The 21,064-nt window shown below is 67.6% G+C and carries 17 protein-coding genes and 1 riboswitch; of the genes, 4 read left to right on the top strand and 13 right to left on the bottom strand.

Annotated features, from left to right (window positions below):
• Nucleotides 1-159: 159 nt before the first annotated feature.
• Nucleotides 160-2,154, bottom strand: coding sequence for a TonB-dependent receptor domain-containing protein (locus FHY09_RS12565; RefSeq protein WP_166927235.1), 1,995 nt, complete (start codon nt 2,152-2,154; stop codon nt 160-162).
• 222 nt (nt 2,155-2,376) lie between these two features.
• A riboswitch (cobalamin riboswitch) is annotated at nt 2,377-2,607 on the top strand.
• A gap of 213 nt (nt 2,608-2,820) precedes the next feature.
• On the opposite strand from FHY09_RS12565, the gene metE reads away from it, so the two are divergent.
• Together metE and FHY09_RS12575 are read left to right on the top strand one after the other, a co-directional pair.
• Nucleotides 2,821-5,118: a 5-methyltetrahydropteroyltriglutamate--homocysteine S-methyltransferase gene (metE, locus tag FHY09_RS12570; RefSeq protein ID WP_166927236.1), complete on the top strand. Its 2,298-nt coding sequence runs from the start codon at nt 2,821-2,823 to the stop codon at nt 5,116-5,118.
• 85 nt (nt 5,119-5,203) lie between these two features.
• Nucleotides 5,204-5,830, top strand: a complete 627-nt coding sequence (locus FHY09_RS12575; protein ID WP_166927237.1) for a nicotinamidase — start codon at nt 5,204-5,206, stop codon at nt 5,828-5,830.
• Nucleotides 5,831-5,855: 25 nt separating this feature from the next.
• On the opposite strand, the gene purU is transcribed toward FHY09_RS12575, so the two are convergent.
• Both purU and FHY09_RS12585 read right to left on the bottom strand, forming a co-directional pair.
• On the bottom strand, nt 5,856-6,707 hold the full coding sequence (gene purU / locus FHY09_RS12580) for a formyltetrahydrofolate deformylase (protein ID WP_166927238.1): 852 nt from the start codon (nt 6,705-6,707) through the stop codon (nt 5,856-5,858).
• Nucleotides 6,708-6,786: 79 nt separating this feature from the next.
• Nucleotides 6,787-7,053, bottom strand: a complete 267-nt coding sequence (locus FHY09_RS12585) for a DUF2798 domain-containing protein (RefSeq protein WP_166927239.1) — start codon at nt 7,051-7,053, stop codon at nt 6,787-6,789.
• A gap of 124 nt (nt 7,054-7,177) precedes the next feature.
• Between FHY09_RS12585 and FHY09_RS12590 the strand changes: the two genes are divergently transcribed.
• Nucleotides 7,178-8,098 (top strand): LysR family transcriptional regulator, encoded by a 921-nt coding sequence (locus FHY09_RS12590; protein WP_166927240.1) that lies wholly within the window; start codon nt 7,178-7,180, stop codon nt 8,096-8,098.
• A gap of 3 nt (nt 8,099-8,101) precedes the next feature.
• On the opposite strand, the gene FHY09_RS12595 is transcribed toward FHY09_RS12590, so the two are convergent.
• The 9 genes from FHY09_RS12595 to FHY09_RS12635 all read right to left on the bottom strand — a co-directional run bounded on the left by FHY09_RS12595 (nt 8,102) and on the right by FHY09_RS12635 (nt 18,564).
• Entirely contained in the window at nt 8,102-8,491 is a 390-nt protein-coding gene (locus FHY09_RS12595) for a helix-turn-helix domain-containing protein (protein WP_166927241.1), read from the bottom strand.
• A gap of 394 nt (nt 8,492-8,885) precedes the next feature.
• Nucleotides 8,886-9,797 carry a hypothetical protein gene (locus FHY09_RS12600; RefSeq protein ID WP_166927242.1) on the bottom strand — a complete coding sequence of 304 codons (912 nt, stop codon included), beginning with the start codon at nt 9,795-9,797 and terminating at the stop codon, nt 8,886-8,888.
• A 132-nt stretch (nt 9,798-9,929) separates the two neighbouring features.
• Entirely contained in the window at nt 9,930-11,036 is a 1,107-nt protein-coding gene (locus tag FHY09_RS12605) for an NADH:flavin oxidoreductase/NADH oxidase (protein WP_166927243.1), read from the bottom strand.
• Between the two features lie 136 nt (nt 11,037-11,172).
• Nucleotides 11,173-11,979, bottom strand: coding sequence for an NAD-dependent protein deacetylase (locus FHY09_RS12610; RefSeq protein WP_166927244.1), 807 nt, complete (start codon nt 11,977-11,979; stop codon nt 11,173-11,175).
• Nucleotides 11,980-12,022: 43 nt separating this feature from the next.
• Nucleotides 12,023-12,448 (bottom strand): acyl-CoA thioesterase, encoded by a 426-nt coding sequence (locus tag FHY09_RS12615; protein ID WP_166927245.1) that lies wholly within the window; start codon nt 12,446-12,448, stop codon nt 12,023-12,025.
• Between the two features lie 223 nt (nt 12,449-12,671).
• A complete protein-coding gene (locus FHY09_RS12620; protein WP_166927246.1) occupies nt 12,672-13,691 on the bottom strand; it encodes a ribonucleotide-diphosphate reductase subunit beta in 1,020 nt (339 codons plus the stop codon).
• Nucleotides 13,692-13,779: 88 nt separating this feature from the next.
• The gene (locus FHY09_RS12625) at nt 13,780-16,182 is read right to left on the bottom strand and encodes a ribonucleoside-diphosphate reductase subunit alpha (protein ID WP_166927247.1); all 2,403 of its coding nucleotides are present in this window, start codon (nt 16,180-16,182) and stop codon (nt 13,780-13,782) included.
• Between the two features lie 613 nt (nt 16,183-16,795).
• Nucleotides 16,796-17,881 (bottom strand): cell division protein ZapE, encoded by a 1,086-nt coding sequence (zapE, locus tag FHY09_RS12630; RefSeq protein WP_456362818.1) that lies wholly within the window; start codon nt 17,879-17,881, stop codon nt 16,796-16,798.
• Nucleotides 17,882-17,892: 11 nt separating this feature from the next.
• Entirely contained in the window at nt 17,893-18,564 is a 672-nt protein-coding gene (locus FHY09_RS12635; RefSeq protein WP_166927249.1) for an alpha/beta fold hydrolase, read from the bottom strand.
• A gap of 45 nt (nt 18,565-18,609) precedes the next feature.
• On the opposite strand from FHY09_RS12635, the gene FHY09_RS12640 reads away from it, so the two are divergent.
• The gene (locus FHY09_RS12640; protein ID WP_166927250.1) at nt 18,610-19,461 is read left to right on the top strand and encodes an EamA/RhaT family transporter; all 852 of its coding nucleotides are present in this window, start codon (nt 18,610-18,612) and stop codon (nt 19,459-19,461) included.
• 9 nt (nt 19,462-19,470) lie between these two features.
• Here FHY09_RS12640 and FHY09_RS12645 read toward each other — a convergent pair whose 3' ends face one another.
• Nucleotides 19,471-20,931, bottom strand: coding sequence for an ExeM/NucH family extracellular endonuclease (locus FHY09_RS12645; protein ID WP_166927251.1), 1,461 nt, complete (start codon nt 20,929-20,931; stop codon nt 19,471-19,473).
• Between the last annotated feature and the right edge of the window lie 133 nt (nt 20,932-21,064).

Consider the following 21,064-nt stretch of genomic DNA (forward strand, 5'->3'; position numbering starts at 1 on the left):
GGTTGGGTGGGGGCGTTGAGCGCCATGGATGGCGCGAAGCGAGGCCCGCAGGAGCGGCTCTTGCCGTCCCCCACCCAACCCCACCGCCCGGCCCAGCCCAGCCCGACTACGCCAGCACACCGCCCCAGCGCCACCACGGAGGGGCCCAGCCGTTCGCCGTCAGAACCGCGCCGTCGCCCCCACGAAGAACGTCCGCGCCCCGCCATCGTAATTGTTGCCCTCCTCCAGCGTGGACACATCACCCACATTGCGGACGCCCGCGCGCAGGGTCAGGTGTTCGTTCACATCAAAGCCCGTCACCACATCCCACGTCGTGTAGGCCTTCGCGAACGTCGCCGTGCTGGTGGAAACCAGCTGCTCACCGACGTGCTGCGCGCTGAGATACAGCGACCAATCGTCGGTCACCTGCCAATCCAGCGACATGCTCGCCGTCAGCTCGGGCACCACCAGCAGGTTCGCCCCGGTCGTGCGGTTCTTCGATTCCAACATGCGCGTCGCGTTGAGCCGCCAGTGCAGCCGCTCGTGCAACGGCACCTCCACGCTCGCTTCCACGCCGCGCGTGCGCGCTTCCTGGATGTTCTGCGCGACCGTCCACCAGAAGCCGTTGACGAGACTGGAATCAAAGCCCGGGAGGTCACGCAGCGGCACCTGCTCGATCTTGTCATCGAAGTCGGTCAGGAAGTAAGTGGCCGAGAGCGACCAGCCATCGCGGTCGAAGCCCGCACCGATCTCGTAGTTTGTGCTGGTTTCCGGCGCCAGGTTGGGGTTGCCCGCCATGTAACAGCCCCGCGTGCCGTCGGCATTCACGAGCTGGGTGCTCCACCCCTCCACGGTCAGCGCCCGGCAGCCATTGCCGCCAGACTGCGTGGCCGCACCGGCCGTGCCCTGCTTCAGGTTGGGCGCACGGAACCCCTTGGACACACCGCCGCGCAGCGTCCAGTCCTGGCTGGGATGCCACACGCCGTACAGGCGTGGGCTGAGGTTGTCATCGTAGTTGTCCGTGTTGTCCCAACGCAGGCCGACAGTCAGAGTGAAACGCTCATGCAGCGCGATGTGGTCCTCGGCGAACAGGGCCCAGGCATCGGCCTGGTTTTCCGGACTGATCCGCCCGCTGCCCGTCCAGGTCACCGGCACGGTGCCGATGGTGTCGCGGTTCTCAAGTGATTCGCGCTTCCACTGCCCGCCCACGTTGAGGCTGTGCGGTACCCCCCAGTCGAAGCCGGTGCTGAAGGCGGTATCGAGGACGGTTTCCTCCGAGCGGTTGCCCACGGTGCTGCCCCGGTCCTCATAGGTGGTGCGCACCAGCGTGGACTTCGATGTACTCCCCGCTCCGTAACGACCGTCATGACTGAGCACGTAGCCGGTCTGCACGAGCTTGGACACGCCCCATGCGCTCACCGCGCCCGCGCCCCGGTTGCGCTGCTGCCCGCGTGAGGCTTCCAGGCCCAGGGTGTGGTCGTCGTCGAGCCGCCACTTGAGCAGCACGTTGCCGTTCTGCGCCTGATTGCCCGGGGTCTGCCGCGCGCCGGTGTCCGATTCGCGATCGGTCACGTTGGCGCCCACGCGCAGGCCCAGATCGGCCGTCAGCGGGCCACTGAACACCGCGCCCACCTGCGTGGTGTCACCGCGCGTGGCCGAATCGGGCACGCTCTGGTTGAGCGTGACCGAACCGCCCCACTCGCGCGCGATGCCCCGGGTGATGATGTTGATGACCCCGCCCATTGCATCGGAGCCGTACAGCGAGGACATCGGACCGCGCACCACCTCGATGCGTTCGATCATGTCCGGCGTCAGCCAGTTGAGATCCTGCGGCCCCAGGTCATCGCGGTAGTTGATGCCGGCCGAGCTGCCCTGCCGACGGCCATCGATGAGGATGAGCGTGTACTGCTCGGGCAGGCCGCGCAGGCGGATCTTCGATTGCGCCCCCGACAGCGCATAACCCCCGCTGACCCCGGGCAGCGTGCTGAGCAGCTGGGCGAGGCTGCTGACCGGCTTGCGCTCGATTTCCTCCCGGCTGATCACGCTGATGCTCGCCGGTGCATCCTTGATCCACTGCTGCGCACCGGTGGCGGTGACCACCACGGTGTCCATCTGCCGCGGGGCGGCCGTGTCGGCAATGGCATCGGCATGGGCCCCCGCGGCCAACGAGGTCATGACGGCGGCAGCCAGCGCGGCCACGCGGGAACGGGACGAAATCTGGGGGAAAACACAGGCGCGCATCGCGCAGAACTCCTTGTACACGAGTCCACTGGCGACGGCTGGGACGAATCAGAGGGGAGAAAACCCGCGCATCATAAACGTAATGATTCTCATTTGCTAACACTTGCAGCGCGACATGTTGCCGCAGCGTGCTTGACCGACCGCAGCAGAGCGCCTACGGTAGGCACCGCCGACGGTGTTCATCTCTTCATGCGAATGAAAGGATGGAATTAAACGGGAATCCGGTGACCGCGCACCCGCGTGCATTCCGGAGCTGCCCCGCAGCGGTGAATGGAAACGACCTCCGTCAACAGCACTGGGCTGCGGCCTGGGAAGCGACGGACAGTAGGCCGGGCCGCAATGCCCACGTCCAGCAGCCCGAATACCGGCCCCGGCCGGAGGACCTGCACGTCCTCCGATTCGACCTGGAATCTCCGCGGGGAGATCGCCGGGACCATGCTGTCCTGCTGGTGCAGGCGCCTGGTCGCGCGCCTGTCCGTGGCATTCCGGTTCGCCCGCGGGGGCGAAGGTCGCTGGCAGGGCGGACGTGCGCCGGTGATGGCGCGCGCTGTGCTGCGGTTCCTTCGTTCCTCATGCCGACCTGCAATGAGGAAACGCTTCATGACCATTGTCACCAACCTGGGATTCCCGCGCATCGGCGCAAAGCGCGAACTGAAGTGGGCACTGGAACGCTACTGGGCCGGGCAGGACGATGCGGCCAGCCTGCTCGCCACCGCCGCCGCCCTGCGCGCACGCCACTGGAAACTGCAGATCGCCGCCGGTGTCGAAGTTCCGCCCAGCAACGACTTCAGCCTGTACGACCACGTACTGGACACCGCCTGCCTGTTCGATGCCATCCCCGCGCGCTACCGCACGCTTGCCGAACGCGAGCCGCTGGCCGCGTACTTCGCCATGGCACGCGGACTGCAGCGCGATGGACTGGACCTGCACGCGCTGGAAATGACCAAGTGGTTCGATACGAACTACCACTACCTCGTGCCCGAACTGCACGCCGGCCAGCACTTCGCGCTGCGCGGCGACAAACCGGTCAACGAGTTCCTGGAAGCCCGGGCGCTGGGCATCACCACGCGGCCGGTGCTGCTCGGACCGGTGAGTTTCCTGCGCCTGTCCAAGACCACCGATGGCTCCTCGGCGCTGGACCTGCTGGATGCACTGCTGCCGGCCTACGCCGAGCTGCTCGCGCGCCTGGCGCAGGCCGGCGCGGACTGGGTGCAGATCGATGAGCCCGTGCTGGCGCTCGACCTCGATGACGCCACGCGCAACGCCTACGCGCACGCCTACGCCGTGCTGGCCCGCACGCTGCGTCCCAGCGTGCTGCTGACCACCGGCTTCGGTGCGCTGGAGGACAACCTCACCCTCGCCGCGAACCTTCCGGTCGATGGCCTGCACGTGGACCTGGTGCGTGCGCCCGAGCAGCTCGATGCGGTGCTGCAGGCGTTGCCGCCGGGCCGGGTGCTGTCTGCCGGGCTGGTGGACGGTCGCAACATCTGGCGCACGCACCTGGACAACGCACTCGTGCTTGCGCGCTACGCGCAGACCGACCGCGGCGCGGACCTGCTGTGGCTGGCGCCGTCCTGCTCGCTGCTGCACAGCCCAGTGGACCTTTCCCTGGAAAAGAAGCTCGATGCCGAACTGCGCAGCTGGCTGGCCTTCGCGCGGCAGAAGCTTGAGGAGCTGCGGGTGCTGGCCGACGCACTCGACGGTGTACCTGCCGCCGCGGACGCCTTGCAGCTCAACCGCGAGGCACTGGAAGCCCGCCGGCGTTCGCCGCGCGTGCATGCCCCGGCCGTGGCGCAGCGCCTGTCCGCCCTGACCGCCGGCGATGCGGTACGGGCCTCGGGGCATGCCGCGCGCCGCGCCGCGCAGCACGCCGCGCTGCAGCTTCCGCTGTTGCCGACCACCACGATCGGCTCGTTTCCACAGACGGCCGACGTCCGCGAAGCCCGTGCCCGTCATCGCGCCGGCAAGCTGGCCACGGACGCGTACGATGCCTTCCTCGCGCAGCAGATCGCACACTGCGTGCAGCTGCAGGAAACCCTCGGGCTGGATGTGCTGGTGCACGGCGAGTTCGAGCGCAATGACATGGTGGAGTATTTCGGCGAGCAGCTGGACGGCTTTGCGTTCACCGGCAACGGCTGGGTGCAGAGCTATGGCTCGCGCTGCGTGAAACCGCCGGTGATCTTCGGCGACGTGAGCCGCCCCGCGCCCATGACCGTGCGCTGGACCCGGCATGCGCAATCGCTCACGCGGCGGCCGATGAAAGGCATGCTCACCGGCCCGGTGACCGTGCTGCAGTGGTCGTTCGTGCGCGACGACCAGCCGCGCGCGCTGACCTGCCGGCAGATCGCGCTGGCCCTGCGCGATGAAGTGCAGGACCTGGAGGCGGCGGGCATCGGGGTGATCCAGGTGGACGAGCCGGCCATCCGCGAGGGTCTGCCGCTGCGGCGCGCACAGTGGCAGGCCTACCTGGACTGGGCCGTGGATGCCTTCCGCATCACCACCAGCGGCGTGCGCGATGCCACCCAGATCCATACCCACATGTGCTATTCGGAGTTCAACGACATCATTCAATCGGTGGCCGCGATGGACGCCGACGTCATCTCCATCGAGACCTCGCGCTCGCGCATGGAACTGCTGGAGGCGTTCGTGAAGTTCGAGTATCCCAACGAGATCGGGCCAGGGGTGTATGACATCCACGCACCGCGCGTACCGGACAAGGCCGAGATGGTGACACTGCTGCGCAAGGCCCTGCAGGTACTGCGCCCGGAACAGGTGTGGGTGAATCCGGACTGCGGCCTCAAGACCCGCGGCTGGGAGGAGACCCGCGCGGCGCTGGAGGTGCTGGTGGCCGCTGCGGCGCAGCTGCGCGCCGAACACCGCGACGCACAGGTGGCCTGACCGCTGCGGTGCAGGCCGGCCATGCCGGTGATTGAGCCGGCAGGGGCGTCCAGCTAGTCTGGACGCCCTTGCTGTGGAGGCTTCGATGACTGCCCTGCCCGCCCACGTGGCCCTGATCGTGGTGGACCTGCAACCGGACTTCATGCCCGGCGGCGCGCTGCCCTGTGCCGACGGCGATGCCCTCGTCGAACCGATCGCTGCCCTGCTTGCCGCACGCACCTACCGCACCGTGGTGGCGACCCAGGACTGGCACCCACCGCGGCACGTCTCCTTCGCCAGCGAACACCCGGGCAAGCTGCCCTTCGAACCGATCCTGCTGCACGGCCAACCGCAGACACTGTGGCCGGACCACTGCGTGCAGGGATCGAGCGGTGCCGCGCTGCATGCCGGCGTGGACTGGAACGCGGCGGATGTGATCCTGCGCAAGGGGACCCGGCCGGATGTGGACTCCTACAGCGCGTTCCGCGAGAACCACGGCCCGGGCGGCGTGCGGCCGGCGACCGGACTTGCGGGCTGGCTGCGCGAGCGCGGCATCGGCGAGTTGCATGTGTGCGGCCTGGCACGCGACTACTGCGTGCTGTGGACGGCGCAGGATGCGGCCCAGGCCGGCTTCGCGGTGGGCTTCCACTGGCACCTGACGCGGCCGGTCAGCGCAGGCAATGACGATGCCACGCGGCAGGCGCTGGCCACCGCAGGCATCGCGATCCTCTGAGGGCGCCGCCAGGTGCCGTGCAGCGCTACCGGAACACCACCGTGCGGTGTCCGTTGAGCAGGATGCGATGCTCCACGTGGCGACGCACCGCACGGGCCAGCACCTGCGATTCGGTATCGCTGCCCAGGCGCACCAGCTCGCGCGGGGTCATCGCATGGTCCACGCGGGCCACGTCCTGTTCGATGATCGGCCCTTCGTCCAGGTCCTCGGTCACGTAATGCGCGGTGGCGCCGATGATCTTGACCCCGCGCGCGTGGGCCTGGTGGTACGGCTGTGCACCCTTGAAGCTGGGCAGGAAGCTGTGGTGGATGTTGATCGCACGGCCCGCCAGCGCCCGGCAGAGCATGGGCGAGAGGATCTGCATGTAGCGCGCCAGCACCACCAGATCGACGCGTTCGCGGTCCACCAGATCGATGATCTGCTGCTCCTGCACCGCCCGCGTCTGCGGCTGTACCGGCAGATGATGGAACGCGACGCCGTAGGATGCCGCCAGCGGTGCGAAGTCGGCATGGTTGGAGGCCACCGCCGCGATATCCACCTTCAGCTGGCCGCTGTGCGCGCGGAACAGCAGATCGTTGAGGCAATGCCCCTGGCGGCTGACCAGCACCAGCAGGCGTGCCCGGCGGCGGCCATCATGCAGCTGCCAGTCCATGGCGAACGCATCGGCAAGTGCGGCCATGGCCGCGTGCACGGTCTCCAGCGCAAGGGCCGCATCGCGGTCGAAGTGCACGCGCAGGAAGAACCGGCCGCTTTCCTCGTCGCCGAACTGCTGGGCGTCGAGGATGTTGCAGCCGTGCTCGTACAGCAGTCCGGACACGCGGTACACGATCCCGGTGCGGTCGGGGCAGGACAGGGTGAGGATGGAATCGGGGCGCATCCGGCCGAGTGTAGTGGAGCCTGCCGCAGCGCGGTACCGGCCGTGTCATCTGAAACCGAGCACGCGCCTGATGCTGTCATCAGCCCGGCGGATGCACCGTCAGTGCGACCAGCCGCACCACCAGCGGACGCACGATCAGCACACAGCAGAAGGCCACCGGCATGGCCAGCAGATAGGCGTTCAGCACGCGCGGCAGATACCCTTCGCCCAGCCCGCCGTGGGAAGCGGTGATGACCAGGCACATCAGCATCGCCATGATGCCGGCCATGAAGAAGGCGAAGACATAGGGCGTGGCGCCGTGGCCGAACTTCCAACGGGCACGTGCAAGGGAGGCGGTGGGGGTCATCAGCGGGCACTCATGCAATGGACAGCGCCACAGCATGCCTGCAGCCCCTTGCCGACACAGCCGGCCAGCGCTTGGCGCAGACCGAAGCAGAACTTCATCGCAGGCCGTGGCACTCTGTGCGGCCATGAATCTCCTGCTGCTCATCCGTACCTTCATCCGCACCGCCGAAGCCGGCAGCATGGCCGCGGCCGCGCGCACGCTGGGCGTCAGCGCGACGGCGGTGGGGCAGAACATCAGCCGGCTGGAAGCGCATCTCGGGGTGCGTCTGTTCAACCGCAGCCCGCGCGCACTGTCGCTCAGCGAGGCCGGCGCGGCGTACCTGGCGCGGGTGCAGCGCATCGAAGCGGACCTGGCCCAGGCACAGGCTGCGGTCAACCCGGGGGACCGGGAACCGGAAGGGCTGCTGCGCATCGGCTGCAGCCGTGCCTTCGGGCGCCACGTGCTCGCGCCGCTGCTGCCTTCCCTGCAGCGTCGTTACCCGCAACTGGCGCTGGAACTACGTTTGTCCGACCACGCGGTGCGCCATGCGGAGGACGCGGTGGATGTCAGCCTGCGGATCGATGCGCAGCTGCTCGACGGGCTGGTCGCGCGGCCGCTGGCCCGCATTCCGTTCGTGTTCTGCGCCGCACCCTCCTACCTCGAACAGGCCGGCACGCCCCGTTCGCCGGAGGAGCTGGCAACCCATCGTGCGCTGCTGTTCCGCTTCCCCGCCGATGGCCGGCCACTGCGCTGGGGCGTGGTCGGCGAGGCGGGGCGTATCGAAGCACGCATGCAGCCGGGGATGATCTGCGATGACATCGATGCGCTGGCCGAACTTGCCGCTGCCGGGGGCGGCATCACCCGGCTGGCCGCGTTCGTGGCCGAACCGTACCTGCGCGATGGCCGGCTCCAGGCGATCCTTGCCGATGATCCGCGCTGGCGCCCGGAGCCGATGGACGTGTTCTTCTGCGTGAGTGACCGGCGTGACTTCACCGCCCGGATCCGCGCGCTGTTCGAGCACCTGCAGGCCGCGTTGCCTGCGGCATGGCGGCCACTGATGGCGTGAGGCTCAGTGCGCTGCTGCGCGGGCGTCCTCAGGGCGCTGTACGGTGACACGCAGGTGCATGCCCAGGGTCTGCGTGACGCGCATGATGGTCGCCAGCCGGGGCGGCCGCCGGCCCATCAGCTCACGACGCAGCATCCTGCAGGAAATGCCGCTGCGCTCGGAGAAGGCGCGCACGCCGTGTGCATGGACGACGGCACCCAGTGCTCTGGCAATGACCCGCGCGTCGCCCTCGCTTTCGATGATGCAGGCTTGCAGCAAGGCGGCCAGCGCGGCGGGATGGCGCACGCGCGGTGCCAGCTGGGCCAGCTCGCTCAAGGGGGAATGCGAAGGGCTGTCGCCGTATGTCGCCGGTGACAGCGAGGGGATGGGGTCCAGCGTAGCGTTGTCGGACATGGGGCCTCGCAGCGTGAGGACCACCTGCGCTGATGCGCGAGGTGGCGGACGGTGCGGGTAGCAGTACCGGCAAGTCTGGACCCAGTTCAACCGGCGGATCAGGGATCCCCACGCACCGTCCGCCATGGAAACGGCAGGACAACGCATTCTCTGCCGTGCCCGAGGGCACGAACAGAGAGGGTACCGACATTGATCAGGACTGCTATCCCGGCTGGGCCGACCGGCACCAGCGAAGCCATGGTGCGCAACGCGCTGCACCCGCGTCCATGAGAAAAACTGCGTGTTTGCAGTCGCGGACGGGAACGCGATGCCGGACACTGCGACCGTGGCGAAGGCGACATCCGCCGCACTGCCAAGCGGATCGGACGTGGCCCGTTTCGGCGCAACGCCTGTTTCAGCGAACCGGGTCCACTTCCGGGACTGCTCCGCCCTGCGTCCGGGCGTTTCTCCAGGCCTCCGCCAACGCCTGCCCCTCACCCTGCCACCCGACAACCGTGCTGACCCGCTGCGTGCCGTGCATGAGGTGGAAGACCGGCGTCTCGTAGGCATCCAGTGCGTCCCACCCCACGGCACTGGCCTGGAAGGCCATCGGCAGATCCGGATGCTGCGAATTCCACGCGCGGACTTCCGGCTCGCCACTCCATCGTGTCTCCCGCTGCACGACCAGCTGCAGACGGCCGCGAAGCTCGCCCCATGCCTCGTCGGTTGCCATGGCCTGCACGGCGCGCCGGGAGAACCCGCACAAGGGATGCACCATGGCGACGACGTGCCACCCGTCAGGCGGGCGCCACGGCACCCATTGCAGTCGGCCTTCGGCCACCGGGAGCAGAAGCCCCGGCGTCTGGAGCTGCAGATCCAGGATCCCGGGCAGCAGAGGGACATGCAGCGAACTGCGCTTGGCAACCTCGCGCGCCTGGTCGAAATCGCGCGTGGCGATCAACAGGTCCAACAGCGCCCGGTCAGCGCTAGTGTCAGCGGGAAAGGCGCGCTGCATGGCCGGGTGCAGGCAGCGCACGCGTGCCAGCCATTGCGCATCCATGACATAGCGGGCGATGTGGGCGGTGGCTGCGAAGTGTTGCTTCAGTTCAACCGGCGCGGGCACGTGGCAGTCATCCGGCAGCGCGTCCGCAGGCAGGCGTGCCTGATAGGCAGCGAGCAGGGCCGCGACCCGCTCCTGCGGGCGTGCGGATGCCCTCCCCCGCTCGATCTGTTCGACCTGCGCGCTCGATGGCAGGGTGACCGCCCCGGCGTGTACCGCCAGTGCGGCAATGGCGAGCAACGCGGCAGCCAGGCATCGACGGAACACGGCGTCACTCCGGTGGAAACGCACCTCAAGGTGCGGCTCCAACGTCGATCAGCCGATGCAGCGCGTCAAGGACAGAGGACCGGGATGCACCGAATCTGACAAGCCAGCTCCCGGCGCACCTGGCCGACGCGCTCAGCGCGTCTCGAACACGCCGCGTGCTTCGCGCGGTTCACAGCGCAGGTACTGCGGGGCGGGCACCACGCTGTCACCCAGCGCAGCGGCGGCGTGCCACGGCCAGCGCGGGTCGTACAGGATGCCGCGGGCGAGTGCGATGGCGTCGGCATGGTTGTGGCGCAGGATGGATTCGGCCTGGTCCGGCTCGGTGATCAGGCCCACGGCGATCACCGGCATGCGGGCCTGCACCTTGGCCTTGATCGCCGCGGCGAACGGCACCTGGTAGCCGGGCCCGATCTCGATCTTCTGGCGCTCGTCCAGCCCGCCGCTGGACACATGCAGGAAATCGCAGCCACGCGATTCCAGCACCAGCGCCAGCGTCTCGCTCTGGGCGATGTCCCAGCCGCCGGGCACCCAGTCACTGGCGGAGATGCGCACCCCCACCGCGACCGACGGCGACACCGCTGCACGCACCGCGTCGTACACCTCGATCAGCAGGCGCAGACGGTTCGGCAGGGCGCCACCGTAGCCATCGGTGCGCTGGTTGCTCAGCGGGGAGAGGAACTGGTGCAGCAGGTAACCGTGCGCTGCGTGGATCTCGATCAGCTGCAGGCCCAGTCGCTCGGCGCGGCGCGCGCTGTCTGCGAACGCCTGCACGATACCGGCGATCTCTGCGTCCTCCAGCGCATGCGGGGGCGGGTTAGCAGCATGGAACGGTTTGGCCGACGGGGCGACCGGCAACCAGCCATCGGCATGGTCGGCCGGCAACTGCTTGCCGCCCTCCCACGGACGCGCGGTGGAGGCCTTGCGCCCGGCGTGACCGAGCTGGATGCCGATGGGCATCGAGGACCAACGGCGAACGGAGTGCAGCACCGTGGCGAGCGCCGCTTCGGTGTCGTCGTCCCACAGGCCCAGGTCGGCGTGGCTGATGCGGCCGCGCGGCTCGACGGCGGTCGCCTCCAGGATCAGCAACCCCGCACCGGACTGCGCCAGCGTGCCCAGGTGGATGGTGTGCCAGTCGGTGGCACGGCCGTTCTCGGCGGAGTACTGGCACATCGGCGCGATCACGACGCGGTTGGGCAGGGTCAGGGGACCAAAGGTCACGGACGAAAACAGCTGGCTCACGGCGGGCAGGGTCTGTGGAAGAAACGAGACCGCTATTGCACCTCTGCTGGCCGCGCAGATCAACCGCTGTGTTCCGTGAAGCCGTGGGATGCAGAGTCCTGTGCCGGCACCGCCCGTCCCGCGCACGGCGCGGGATTCAGTCTTCCAGCCAGGGGCGCAAGGCCTCGGCACAGTCACGCTCGTCCTTGAACTGGAACAGGTCATCGGCACGCGTACGCCCCCGGTTCAATGCCGCCACGGGCAGTCCGGCCTTGGCGGCCGCCTGCACGAAACGGAATCCGGAATAAACCATCAACGAGGAGCCGACCACCAGCACCGCATCGGCGCGCTGCAGATGCGCATGCACGGTGTCCACGCGGTCGCGCGGCACGTTCTCGCCGAAGAACACCACGTCCGGTTTGAGCAGGCCGCCGCAGTGCTCGCAATCAGGCACCACGAAGGCCGAAAAGTCCGTTTCCAGGTCGGCATCACCGTCCGGTGCGATGCCCGCCTCGAGCGCGTCCCAGCCCGGGTTGGCGTGCAGCAGCCGCTGCTGCAGGCGTTCGCGCTCGCTGCGGCGCTCGCAGCCCATGCAGCGCACCGTGTCCAGGCGCCCATGCAGGTCGATCACGCGCGTGCTGCCGGCGCGCTGGTGCAGCACGTCCACGTTCTGGGTCAGCAGCACCTCGATCCTGCCACTGGCTTCCAGCGCGGCCAGGGCGTGGTGGGTGGCGTTGGGTACGGCATGGCCGAAGCGCGGCCAGCCGACGAGGCTGCGCGCCCAGTAGCGCTGGCGCGTGGAGGCTTCGCCCATGAACGCCTGGAAGGTCACCGGCGGCGTGCGTTTCCACTGGCCGTCGGCATCGCGGTAATCGGGAATTCCCGAAGCGGTACTGCAGCCTGCGCCGGTAAGGACGAACAGGCGGCGGGCGCGTGCGATGAAGTCGGTCAGTGGCTCGGTCATGGCTACTCAGATGAGGGCCCGCAGGCACCCCTGCAAGGGTGGGTCAGGCAGGCGTGGGGGTGCCGGGCAGCCGCGGCACGCTGGTGGGCTGGCCGTCCTCGCCCAGGGCGATCATCACGAAGTGGCCGCGCGTGCACAGCTTGCGCTCGCCGCTGTGCAGGTCTTCGGCGATCAATTCCACTTCCACCTTCATCGAGCTGCGGCCGACCTCGACGATCCGGCCGATGGTTTCAACCATCTCACCGACGCGGATCGGCAGTTTGAAATCGACCTGGTCGCTGCGCGCGGTCACCACCGTGCGGCGGGAATAGCGGGCAGCGGCGAGAAAGGCGGCCTTGTCCATCCAGGCCAGTGCCTGGCCACCGAACAGCGTGCCCATGTGGTTGGTGTGGTTTGGAAAGACGATCTCGGCCATGCGCACTTCGGTGAGCGGCAGGATCTCGGGCGTGATCTCGGGCGTGGGAAGCATGGGGGTGCCGTGGGCGGTGGGGAGTGAACGCGATTCTACGGCAGCGGGCGTGGCGGTCAGCGAAGGGCGGAGCGTTCTTTCCCGCCACTGCCACCACCAACGCCAACCCCGCCCCGGGAAACATCCTGCCCCACCCGCCCAACGCCAGGCGCCCCGCTGTGACCTGATGAAACAAGAACCCCGGCCGGAGCCGGGGTCTGTGCGACGCGCTGACCGCGAAGGATCAGAAGTTCATGTCGAAGGCCACTTCGCCCTTCACGCCCACCTGGTAGGCCGAAGAACGGCGCTCGAAGAAGTTGGTCAGCTCCTGCACGTCCTGCAGTTCCATGAAGGAAAGCGGATTGCGCACGTTGTACTTCTTCTCCATGCCCAGCCGATGGAAATGGTTGTCGGCGCAGTGCTGCAGGTACTGGCGCATGTCACGCGTGGAAATGCCCGCCACGCCACCGGACAGCACGTCCTCTGCGAACTGCACCTCGCACTCGATCGCCTCTTCCAGCATGGCATAGACCTGCTGCTTCATCTCATCGTCGAACAGGTCCGGCTCTTCATCGCGGATCACGTCCACGCACTCGAAGGCGAACTCCATGTGCGCGCTCTCATCACGGAACACCCAGTTGGTGCCCGAGGCCAAGCCGTTGAGCAGGCCGCGCGAACGGAAGTAGTACACATAGGCGAACGCAGCGAAGAAGAACAGGCCTTCAATGCATGCAGCGAAGCAGATCTGGTTGAGCAGGAACTGCCGGCGCTGATCACGCGTTTCGATCCGGCGCAGATCCTGGATGGAATCGATCCACTTGAAGCAGAAGTCGGCCTTCTTCTTGATCGAGTCGATGTTCTCCACCGCGTCGAACGCCTTGGCGCGCTCGTCCGGATCCGGCAGGTAGTTGTCGAGCAGGGTCAGGTAGAACTGCACGTGCAGCGCCTCTTCGTACAGCTGGCGCGAGAGGTACATGCGGGCTTCGGGCGCGTTCAAATGCTGGTAGAGGTTCAGCACCAGGTTGTTGGACACGATCGAATCGCCGGTGGCGAAGAACGCGACCAGGCGATGGATCAGATGGCGGTCGGCCGGCGACATCTTGCTGTGCAGGTCGCTGATGTCGATCTGGAAGTTGATCTCTTCCACGGTCCAGGTGTTCTTGATCGCGTTCCGGTACATCTCGTAGAACTGCGAATAGCGCATCGGACGCAGGGTCAGTTCAAAGCCCGGGTCGAGCAGCATCTGGTTCGGTTTATCGGCCATCGGTGTTTCCTTGGTTCTACGGTTGAAGCAGCCGGGCAGGGCCCGGCGCTACAGTGCGGCCATGCCGTCCAGGACGGCACGGTGCGTGTTACTGGCAGGCTTCGCAGCTTTCCGGGTTTTCCAGCGAGCAGGCGATCGCCTCGTCCGGGGTGAACACCTTGGCCGGTGCCGCCTGGTGCACGGTGGTCTTGGCGATCTTGGTCGCCGGACGCGAGCGCAGGTAGTAGGTGGTCTTGATGCCCTGCTTCCAGGCGTACATGTACATGGAGGACATCGCACCGATGCTCGGGCTTTCCATGAACAGGTTGAGCGAAGCGGACTGGTCGATGAACGCGCCACGATCGGCCGCCATGTCGATCAGCGAACGCATCGGCAGTTCCCAGGCGGTGCGATAGATGTGGCGCAGCGTTTCCGGGATCTGCACGATGCCCTGGATGGAACCGTCGGCCAGCTTGATCGCATCGCGCATTTCCGGCGTCCAGTGGCCCAGCTTCTTCAGCTCGTTCACCAGGTACCTGTTGATCTGCAGGAAATCGCCGGACAGCGTTTCACGCTTGAACAGGTTGGAGACCTGCGGCTCGACGCACTCGTAGCAGCCGGCGATCGAGGCGATGGTGGCGGTCGGCGCGATGGCGATCATCAGCGAGTTGCGCAGGCCATGTTCCTTGATCCGCTCACGCAGGGCATCCCAGCGCGCGGTGTCTTCGGGCACCACGTTCCAGGCGTCGAACTGCAGTTCGCCACTGGCCGCGCGGGTGTCGGCGAAAGACGGATGGCGACCGCGTTCCTGGGCCAGCTCCACCGAGGTTTCCAGCGCGTGGAAATAGATGGTCTCGGCGATCTTCTTCGACAGCGCGCGGGCTTCGGCACTGTCGAAGGCCAGGCGCTTGCGGAAGAACACATCCTGCAGGCCCATGCAGCCCAGGCCGACCGGACGCCAGCGCAGGTTGCCACGACGCGCCGACTCGATCGGGTAGAAGTTCAGGTCGATCACGCGGTCGAGCTGGCGGATCGCCAGGCGCACGGTGTCGGCCAGCTTCTCGTAGTCGAACTCGCCGTGGCTGTCGAAGTGGTTGCCCAGGTTAATCGAGCCCAGGTTGCACACCGCGGTCTCTTCGGCCGAGGTGACTTCCAGGATTTCGGTGCACAGGTTGGACAGATGGATCACGTTGCCCGGGCGCAGGGTCTGGTTGCTGGCGCGGTTGCACTTGTCCTTGAAGGTCATCCAGCCGTTGCCGGTCTCGGCCAGGGTGCGCATCATCCGCGAGTACAGCTTGCGCGCGGAGATGGTGCGGCTGGCCTTGCCCTGCGCTTCGGCCTGGGTGTAGGCCGCTTCGAAGGCCTCGCCGAACAGATCGGTGAACTCCGGCACCACGCGCGGATCGAACAGCGACCATTCCTGGTCGGCCTCGACGCGCTTCATGAACAGGTCCGGGATCCAGTTGGCCAGGTTGAGGTTGTGCGCACGGCGCGATTCGTCGCCGGTGTTGTCACGCAGTTCGAGGAAGTCCTCGATGTCGGCGTGCCAGCTTTCCAGGTACACGCAGGCCGCGCCCTTGCGCTTGCCGCCCTGGTTCACCGCTGCGACCGACGAATCCATGGTCTTCAGCCACGGCACGATGCCGTTGGAGTGACCGTTGGTGGACTTGATCAGCGAGCCGCGCGAACGCACCCGGGTGTAGCTCACGCCGATGCCGCCGCTGAACTTGGACAGCTGGGCGATGTCGCCGTACTTGGAATAGATCGATTCCAGCGAGTCCTGCGGGGAATCAAGCAGGAAGCACGAGGACAGCTGCTCGTGGGTGGTGCCGGAGTTGAACAGCGTCGGCGAGGACGGCAGGTAATCCAGGCTGCCCATGCGCTTGTACAGCGCCAGCGCCTCGGGCACGTCCTCGCTCAGTGCGCTGGCGATGCGCAGGAAGAACTGCTGCGGGGTCTCGATGACCTTGCGGCTGTGCGGGTGGCGCAGCAGGTAGCGGTCGTACAGCGTGCGCAGGCCGAAGTAATCGAAGTTCTGGTCCAGCATCGGTTCGATCGCATCGTTGAGCTTGCGCGCGTTGGTCTGCACGAAGTTCAGCAGGCGGTCGTTGATCAGGCCCACTTCGTGGCCACGGCCGACGGACTGGGAGAAGGCGTGGATCTCCTGGTTGGACACTTCCTTGGCGATGAAGTTGGCCAGCAGGCGGGCGGCCAGGCGGCCGTACTCGGGCTCTTCACCGATCAGCAGCGCCGCGGTGCGGATGGACAGTTCGTCCAGTTCCTGGGTGGTGGCGCCGTTGTACAGGCCCGAAATGGTCCGCGTGGCCACGCGCATCGGATCCACCGCGTGCAGGCCTTCGGCAGAACGCTGCACGGCGCGCACGATCTTGTTCAGGTCCACCAGTTCGGTCGAGCCGTTGCGCTTGGTCACGCTCATGGCGTTGGCGGTCGGCGGCGACGTCAGCAGGAACTCGCTTTCCTTGTCGATGGTGGCGCTGTTTTCGGTGGTCACGGCGATGGTCCTCTGGGCGTGAGATGGGATGCACGGCGCGCCTGGCAGGCACATGCCGGTGCGGATCCGTCAGGATGGGCTGGGGGTGTCGCACAGGACGCGACAGTGACGGGAAATCCGCTCACCGCACCCTGCACGAACCGTCACCCGACCGAGAATCACGCAGCCAGCGCCGCACAGTGTGCAGATGCGGCTGTCGGCAGTCGGAAGGGCGCCCGTGAATACCGTTGCAGGACGATGCCGGAGCCCCGTCAGCAGGGCCGGCCTTTCCCGTCCGGACCGGCGGCCCCTTGGGGTCGTCGGCACCGACGGCCACAAGATAGTGGGGGTAGGAGGGGTCGTCAACGCCAAATGTAGGGATTTGGCCCAATCCCTTGTGGCGCAACGATCACCGGTTTCTGGCGTTCGCGCCACCGCTGACACCCGTCGGAAACGGGTGCGCAGTCAAGGGACAGACGGCATTTTTTTTGCGACAGCGTCCGTCGATTTCTGCAACAACGTACCCTCACGCGCCCTCCACAAAGCTGGCTGCGCACGCGACGGGATGACCTGGGGATCAAGGCGCAATCGGGCCCTGTGAGCCTGGTGCGTGAGGATCCCCTGCAGCCGGCCTTCAGGCCTTGTGCGCGGTGCTGAGGTAGTCGGCGCTCTGCATTTCGATCAGGCGCGAGGCAGTGCGCTCGAAGGCGCCCTGCAGGCGCTCGCCGCTGTACAGCTCGACCGGCGAGGTCGCGGCGGTGCAGACCAGGTTGACGTGGCGGTCGTACAGTTCGTCGATGAGGTTCACGAAACGGCGCGCGGCGTCCTCGTTGTTGCGGTCGAACGCCGGAATGTCCCCCAGCAGCACGGTGTTGAACTCCTGCGCGATCTCGATGTAATCCGAGGGCCCGCGCGGCCCCTCGCACAGCGCCGGGAAATCGAACCACGCGATGCTCTTGCCTCGGCCACGCACCGGGATCTTGCGTCCTTCGATCTCGATGTTGCCCGGCTGCGCGGCTTCGCCGCCGCTCAGGTCAGCCCAGCGCGTGCCCAGCCAGGCATCGCTGTCGGCCTGCAGCGGCGCACGGTAGACCGGCGAACGGGTCAGTGCACGCATGCGGTAGTCCTCGGTACCCTCGGCATACAGTTCCACGCAGAAGCGCTGCAGCAGGCCGATGGCGGGCAGGAAACTGTCGCGCTGCAGGCCGTTGAGGTAGAGGTTTTCCACCGCTGTGTTGGAGGTGGTCACCAGCGTCACGCCCTCGGCGAACAACCGCTCCAGCAGCCGCGCCAGCAGCATCGCATCGCCGATGTCGGTGACGAAGAACTCGTCCAGCACCAGCACCCGCAGCTTGCTGCGCCATTCCTGCGCGATCTTCGCCAGCGGGTCGCTCTGCCCCTGGTGCGCGCGCAGGCGCTCGTGGATGCCGCGCATGAAGCGGTGGAAATGCGTGCGGTATTTCTGCTCCAGCGGCAGCCCGTCGTAGAACAGGTCCACCAGGAACGTCTTGCCGCGGCCCACGCCGCCCCAGAAGTACAGGCCCTTGACCACCTGCGGCTTGCTGAAGAACGAGGACAACCGGTCCAGCCAACCGTCATCGCCATCTTCCAGCAGCGCCACATGGATGCGGTCCAGCTCGGCCAGTGCCGCGTGCTGGGCCACGTCGTTCTGCCAGTCACCGCGCGCCACGCCCTCCGCATACCGCTGCGAAGGCTTCATCGCTGTTTCATTCATGCCGCCGGTTCCGCGCCGGGCAACCACCGTTTCACGCCATGGGTCACAGCGCCGCGCAGGTCGATCAGCTTGCGGTGGAAGAAGTGGCTGGTGTCGGGCATGCGCACCAGTTCGTGCGGCGCCTCGACACCGTCCAGCCAGTCGAACACCGCCTGCGGATCCACGATCTCGTCCTGCTCGCCCTGGATCACCAGCCAGTGCGCCGGCGGGGCGATGCCGCTGAAGTCCCAGCGACCGGCCGGCGGCGCGATGGAGATCAACGCCTGCGGCTGGATGTCAGCGGCCGCCTTGAGCGAAACGAAGGCGCCGAAGCTGAAGCCGGCAAGCCACAACCGGTCATCCGGGCGGTGCGCGCGGACCCAGGCGACCACCGCTTTGAGGTCGTCCTGCTCGCCCACGCCACTGTCGAACGCACCGGCCGATCCGCCGACGCTGCGGAAGTTGAACCGCACCGTGGTGATGCCCAGCTCGCGCAGGGCGGTGGCGGCCATGGTGACCACTTTGTTGTGCATCGTGCCGCCCTCGGTGGAGAGCGGATGGCAGACGATGGCGGTGACCGGCTGGGCGGGCACCTCCGGCTTGGGCAGATCGACCGCGACATCCAGCGGTCCGACAGGACCATCGATGGCCAGCGTGGCCGACTGCGAGGGGAAGGGTGGATTGCGCATGGCAACATGATAGCGTCCCCTGCCCTCCCTCTGCTCCCCGGCCCCATGTCCTATCTGGTTTTCGCGGTGATCTGCAGTGTCCTGGTCTCGGTGCTGCTCAAGCTGGCCCGGCGCCACGCCCTGGAGGTGGGGCAGATGGTCACCTGGAACTATCTGGTTGCCGCAAGCCTGTGTACGCTGCTGCTGAAGCCGCCGCTGGCCTCGCTGCAGCAGCCGCACGCGCCGTGGGCCGCGCTTCTCGCGCTGGCGGTGATCCTGCCCACGATCTTCCTGGTGCTGGGCCGCGCCATCGCCGTGGCCGGCATCGTGCGCAGCGATGTGGCGCAACGGCTGTCGCTGCTGCTTTCGCTGCTCGCCGCGTTCGCGCTGTTCGGCGAACAGGCCGGCCCGCTGCGTCTGGGGGGGCTGGGGCTCGGGCTGCTGGCCATCGTGGCCATCACCGCACGCAGTGGCCCACAGCCGCAGGTACGGGGCAGCTGGCGCTGGCTGCTGGGGGTGTGGGTGGGTTTTGCGCTGGTGGACGTGCTGCTCAAGCAGGTCGCGCTGTCCGGCACGCCGTCGATGGCCGCGCTGCTGGTGAGTTTCAGCATCGCCTTCGTGCTGATGCTGGCGCTGCAGGTCAGTCGCCATGCCTTGGGGAAGACGCGCCTGGACGCGCGCAACGTGGGCGCCGGTGCCCTGCTGGGACTGCTCAACTTCGGCAACATCTTCTTCTACGTGCGCGCCCACCAGCAGTTGTCCGGCAGCCCCGCCACCGTGTTCGCCGGCATGAACATCGGCGTGGTGGTGCTGGGCGCGCTGGTCGGCCTGCTGGTGTTCGGTGAGCGCATCAGTGCCTGGAACCGGGTCGGCCTCGGGCTGGCGATCATCGCCATCGGGATGATCGCCGCTGGATGAGGCGTCGCCTCAGCGTGCGAAACCCAGCAGCAGCGGATCATGGTCGCTGCTGCGCCAGGGGCCTTCCACGTTCGCCTTCTGGTAGCCGCTGGCATCCTGCTCATCGGCATTGGCATGCCATTCGGCAGCGCCCTGCAGCCGTGCCGCCATGCCGGCGTTGAGCAGCGCGTGGTCCAGCCTGCCGGTGTAACCGTTGTAGACGTAGCTGTAGGGGTGCTGCACCTTGGCGACCGCGAACGCATCCTGCCAGCCGGCGCCGTGCAGCGCGCGGATCGGGTCTTCCATCGCATAGGCGTTGAAATCGCCCAGCAGCACGGCGTCCGGCGTGCCGGTGCCGGTCGGATCGCCCTGCATCCACGCCTCGAGCTGGCGTGCCGAGGCGACGCGGGTGGCGTTCCAGCAGGACTGCCCATCGTTCTGGTCGGCATCGGCGCCGCTGGCGTCGCGGCACCCCTTGGACTTGAAGTGATTGGCCACCACCACGAACGGCCTGCCACCACCGGCCGGGGTGAACGCCTGCGCCAGCGGCACCCGGCTGTGCTCGGTGAACGTGCCGCCCTGCAGCGTGGCCGGCTCACCCAAGGGGCTTACACGGCTGCTGCGGTAGATGATGCCGACGCGGATGGGATTGTCGCCCGGACCGTTGCCGGCCTCCACGAACCGCCAGTCCCCCGCACTGCCCTGCACGCCATTGAGGGCGGCGACCAGGGTGGCGATGGCCGAGTCCGGCCCGTAGCCATCGTTTTCCAGCTCCATCAGCGCTGCCACGTCCGCCTGCAGCGGCATGATCGTGGCCAGCAGCTTCTTCAGCTGCGCCTGGTGTTCGCCCAGCGTACGTGCACCGCGCAGGGTCGGGAAGCCGCTGCCCCGGCCATCGCCGTTGAAGAAGTTCTCCAGGTTGAACGCTGCGATCTTCAGCGCGCCCGGCACCTGCGGCGCCTGCGGGCGCTGCAGCGGCGGGAGTTCCAGCGCCCGCCCCAGGTGCAGGGTCGGGCGGCCCTGTCCATCCACGTGGACACGACCTTCGACGTTCCGCAGCGACATGCCCGTGCGCAGTACTCCGCCGGCCGCCAGATAGGGCACGGTCTGCGGATCACGCGCCGCGCTGCCATCATCGAGCACCAGCCGTCGGCGCTGATTGTCGGCCAGCACCCGCGCCATGTCGGGGGTGCCCGGCGCGGCCACTTCGGTGGGCTGCCACAGCCGTCCCCCGAAGGCGACCGTCAACTGGCCTGCCCGCTCCAGCCCGTCGGTGCCCACCAGGGTCAGGGGCGCGGCGATGCGGACGTACCGTCCGTCCAGCACGCGCCAATTCTCCGGCGCCTGGGCGAGCGTGATCGTTGCCCCCGGTCCGGGCGTGGACAGGCGCGCGGTGTCGGCTGCCGGTGCGGACTGCGGCACGGCCTGGGCAAATGCAGTGGGAATGGCCAGGGCCAACGCCAGGGCAAGGGCAAGGGAACGACGGCGCATCGACGACAACTCCGGATCAGCAAGCGGGAACGCGGAAGCGGCCGGGGCCGGCGCCCGCGAAGGGTGGCGACACTCTACCCATAAACCGCCGGAGTCGGACGCTGCGCGGCATGAAATGCCGCCTTCGGCACGG

The organism is Xanthomonas sp. 60 (assembly GCF_011761925.1).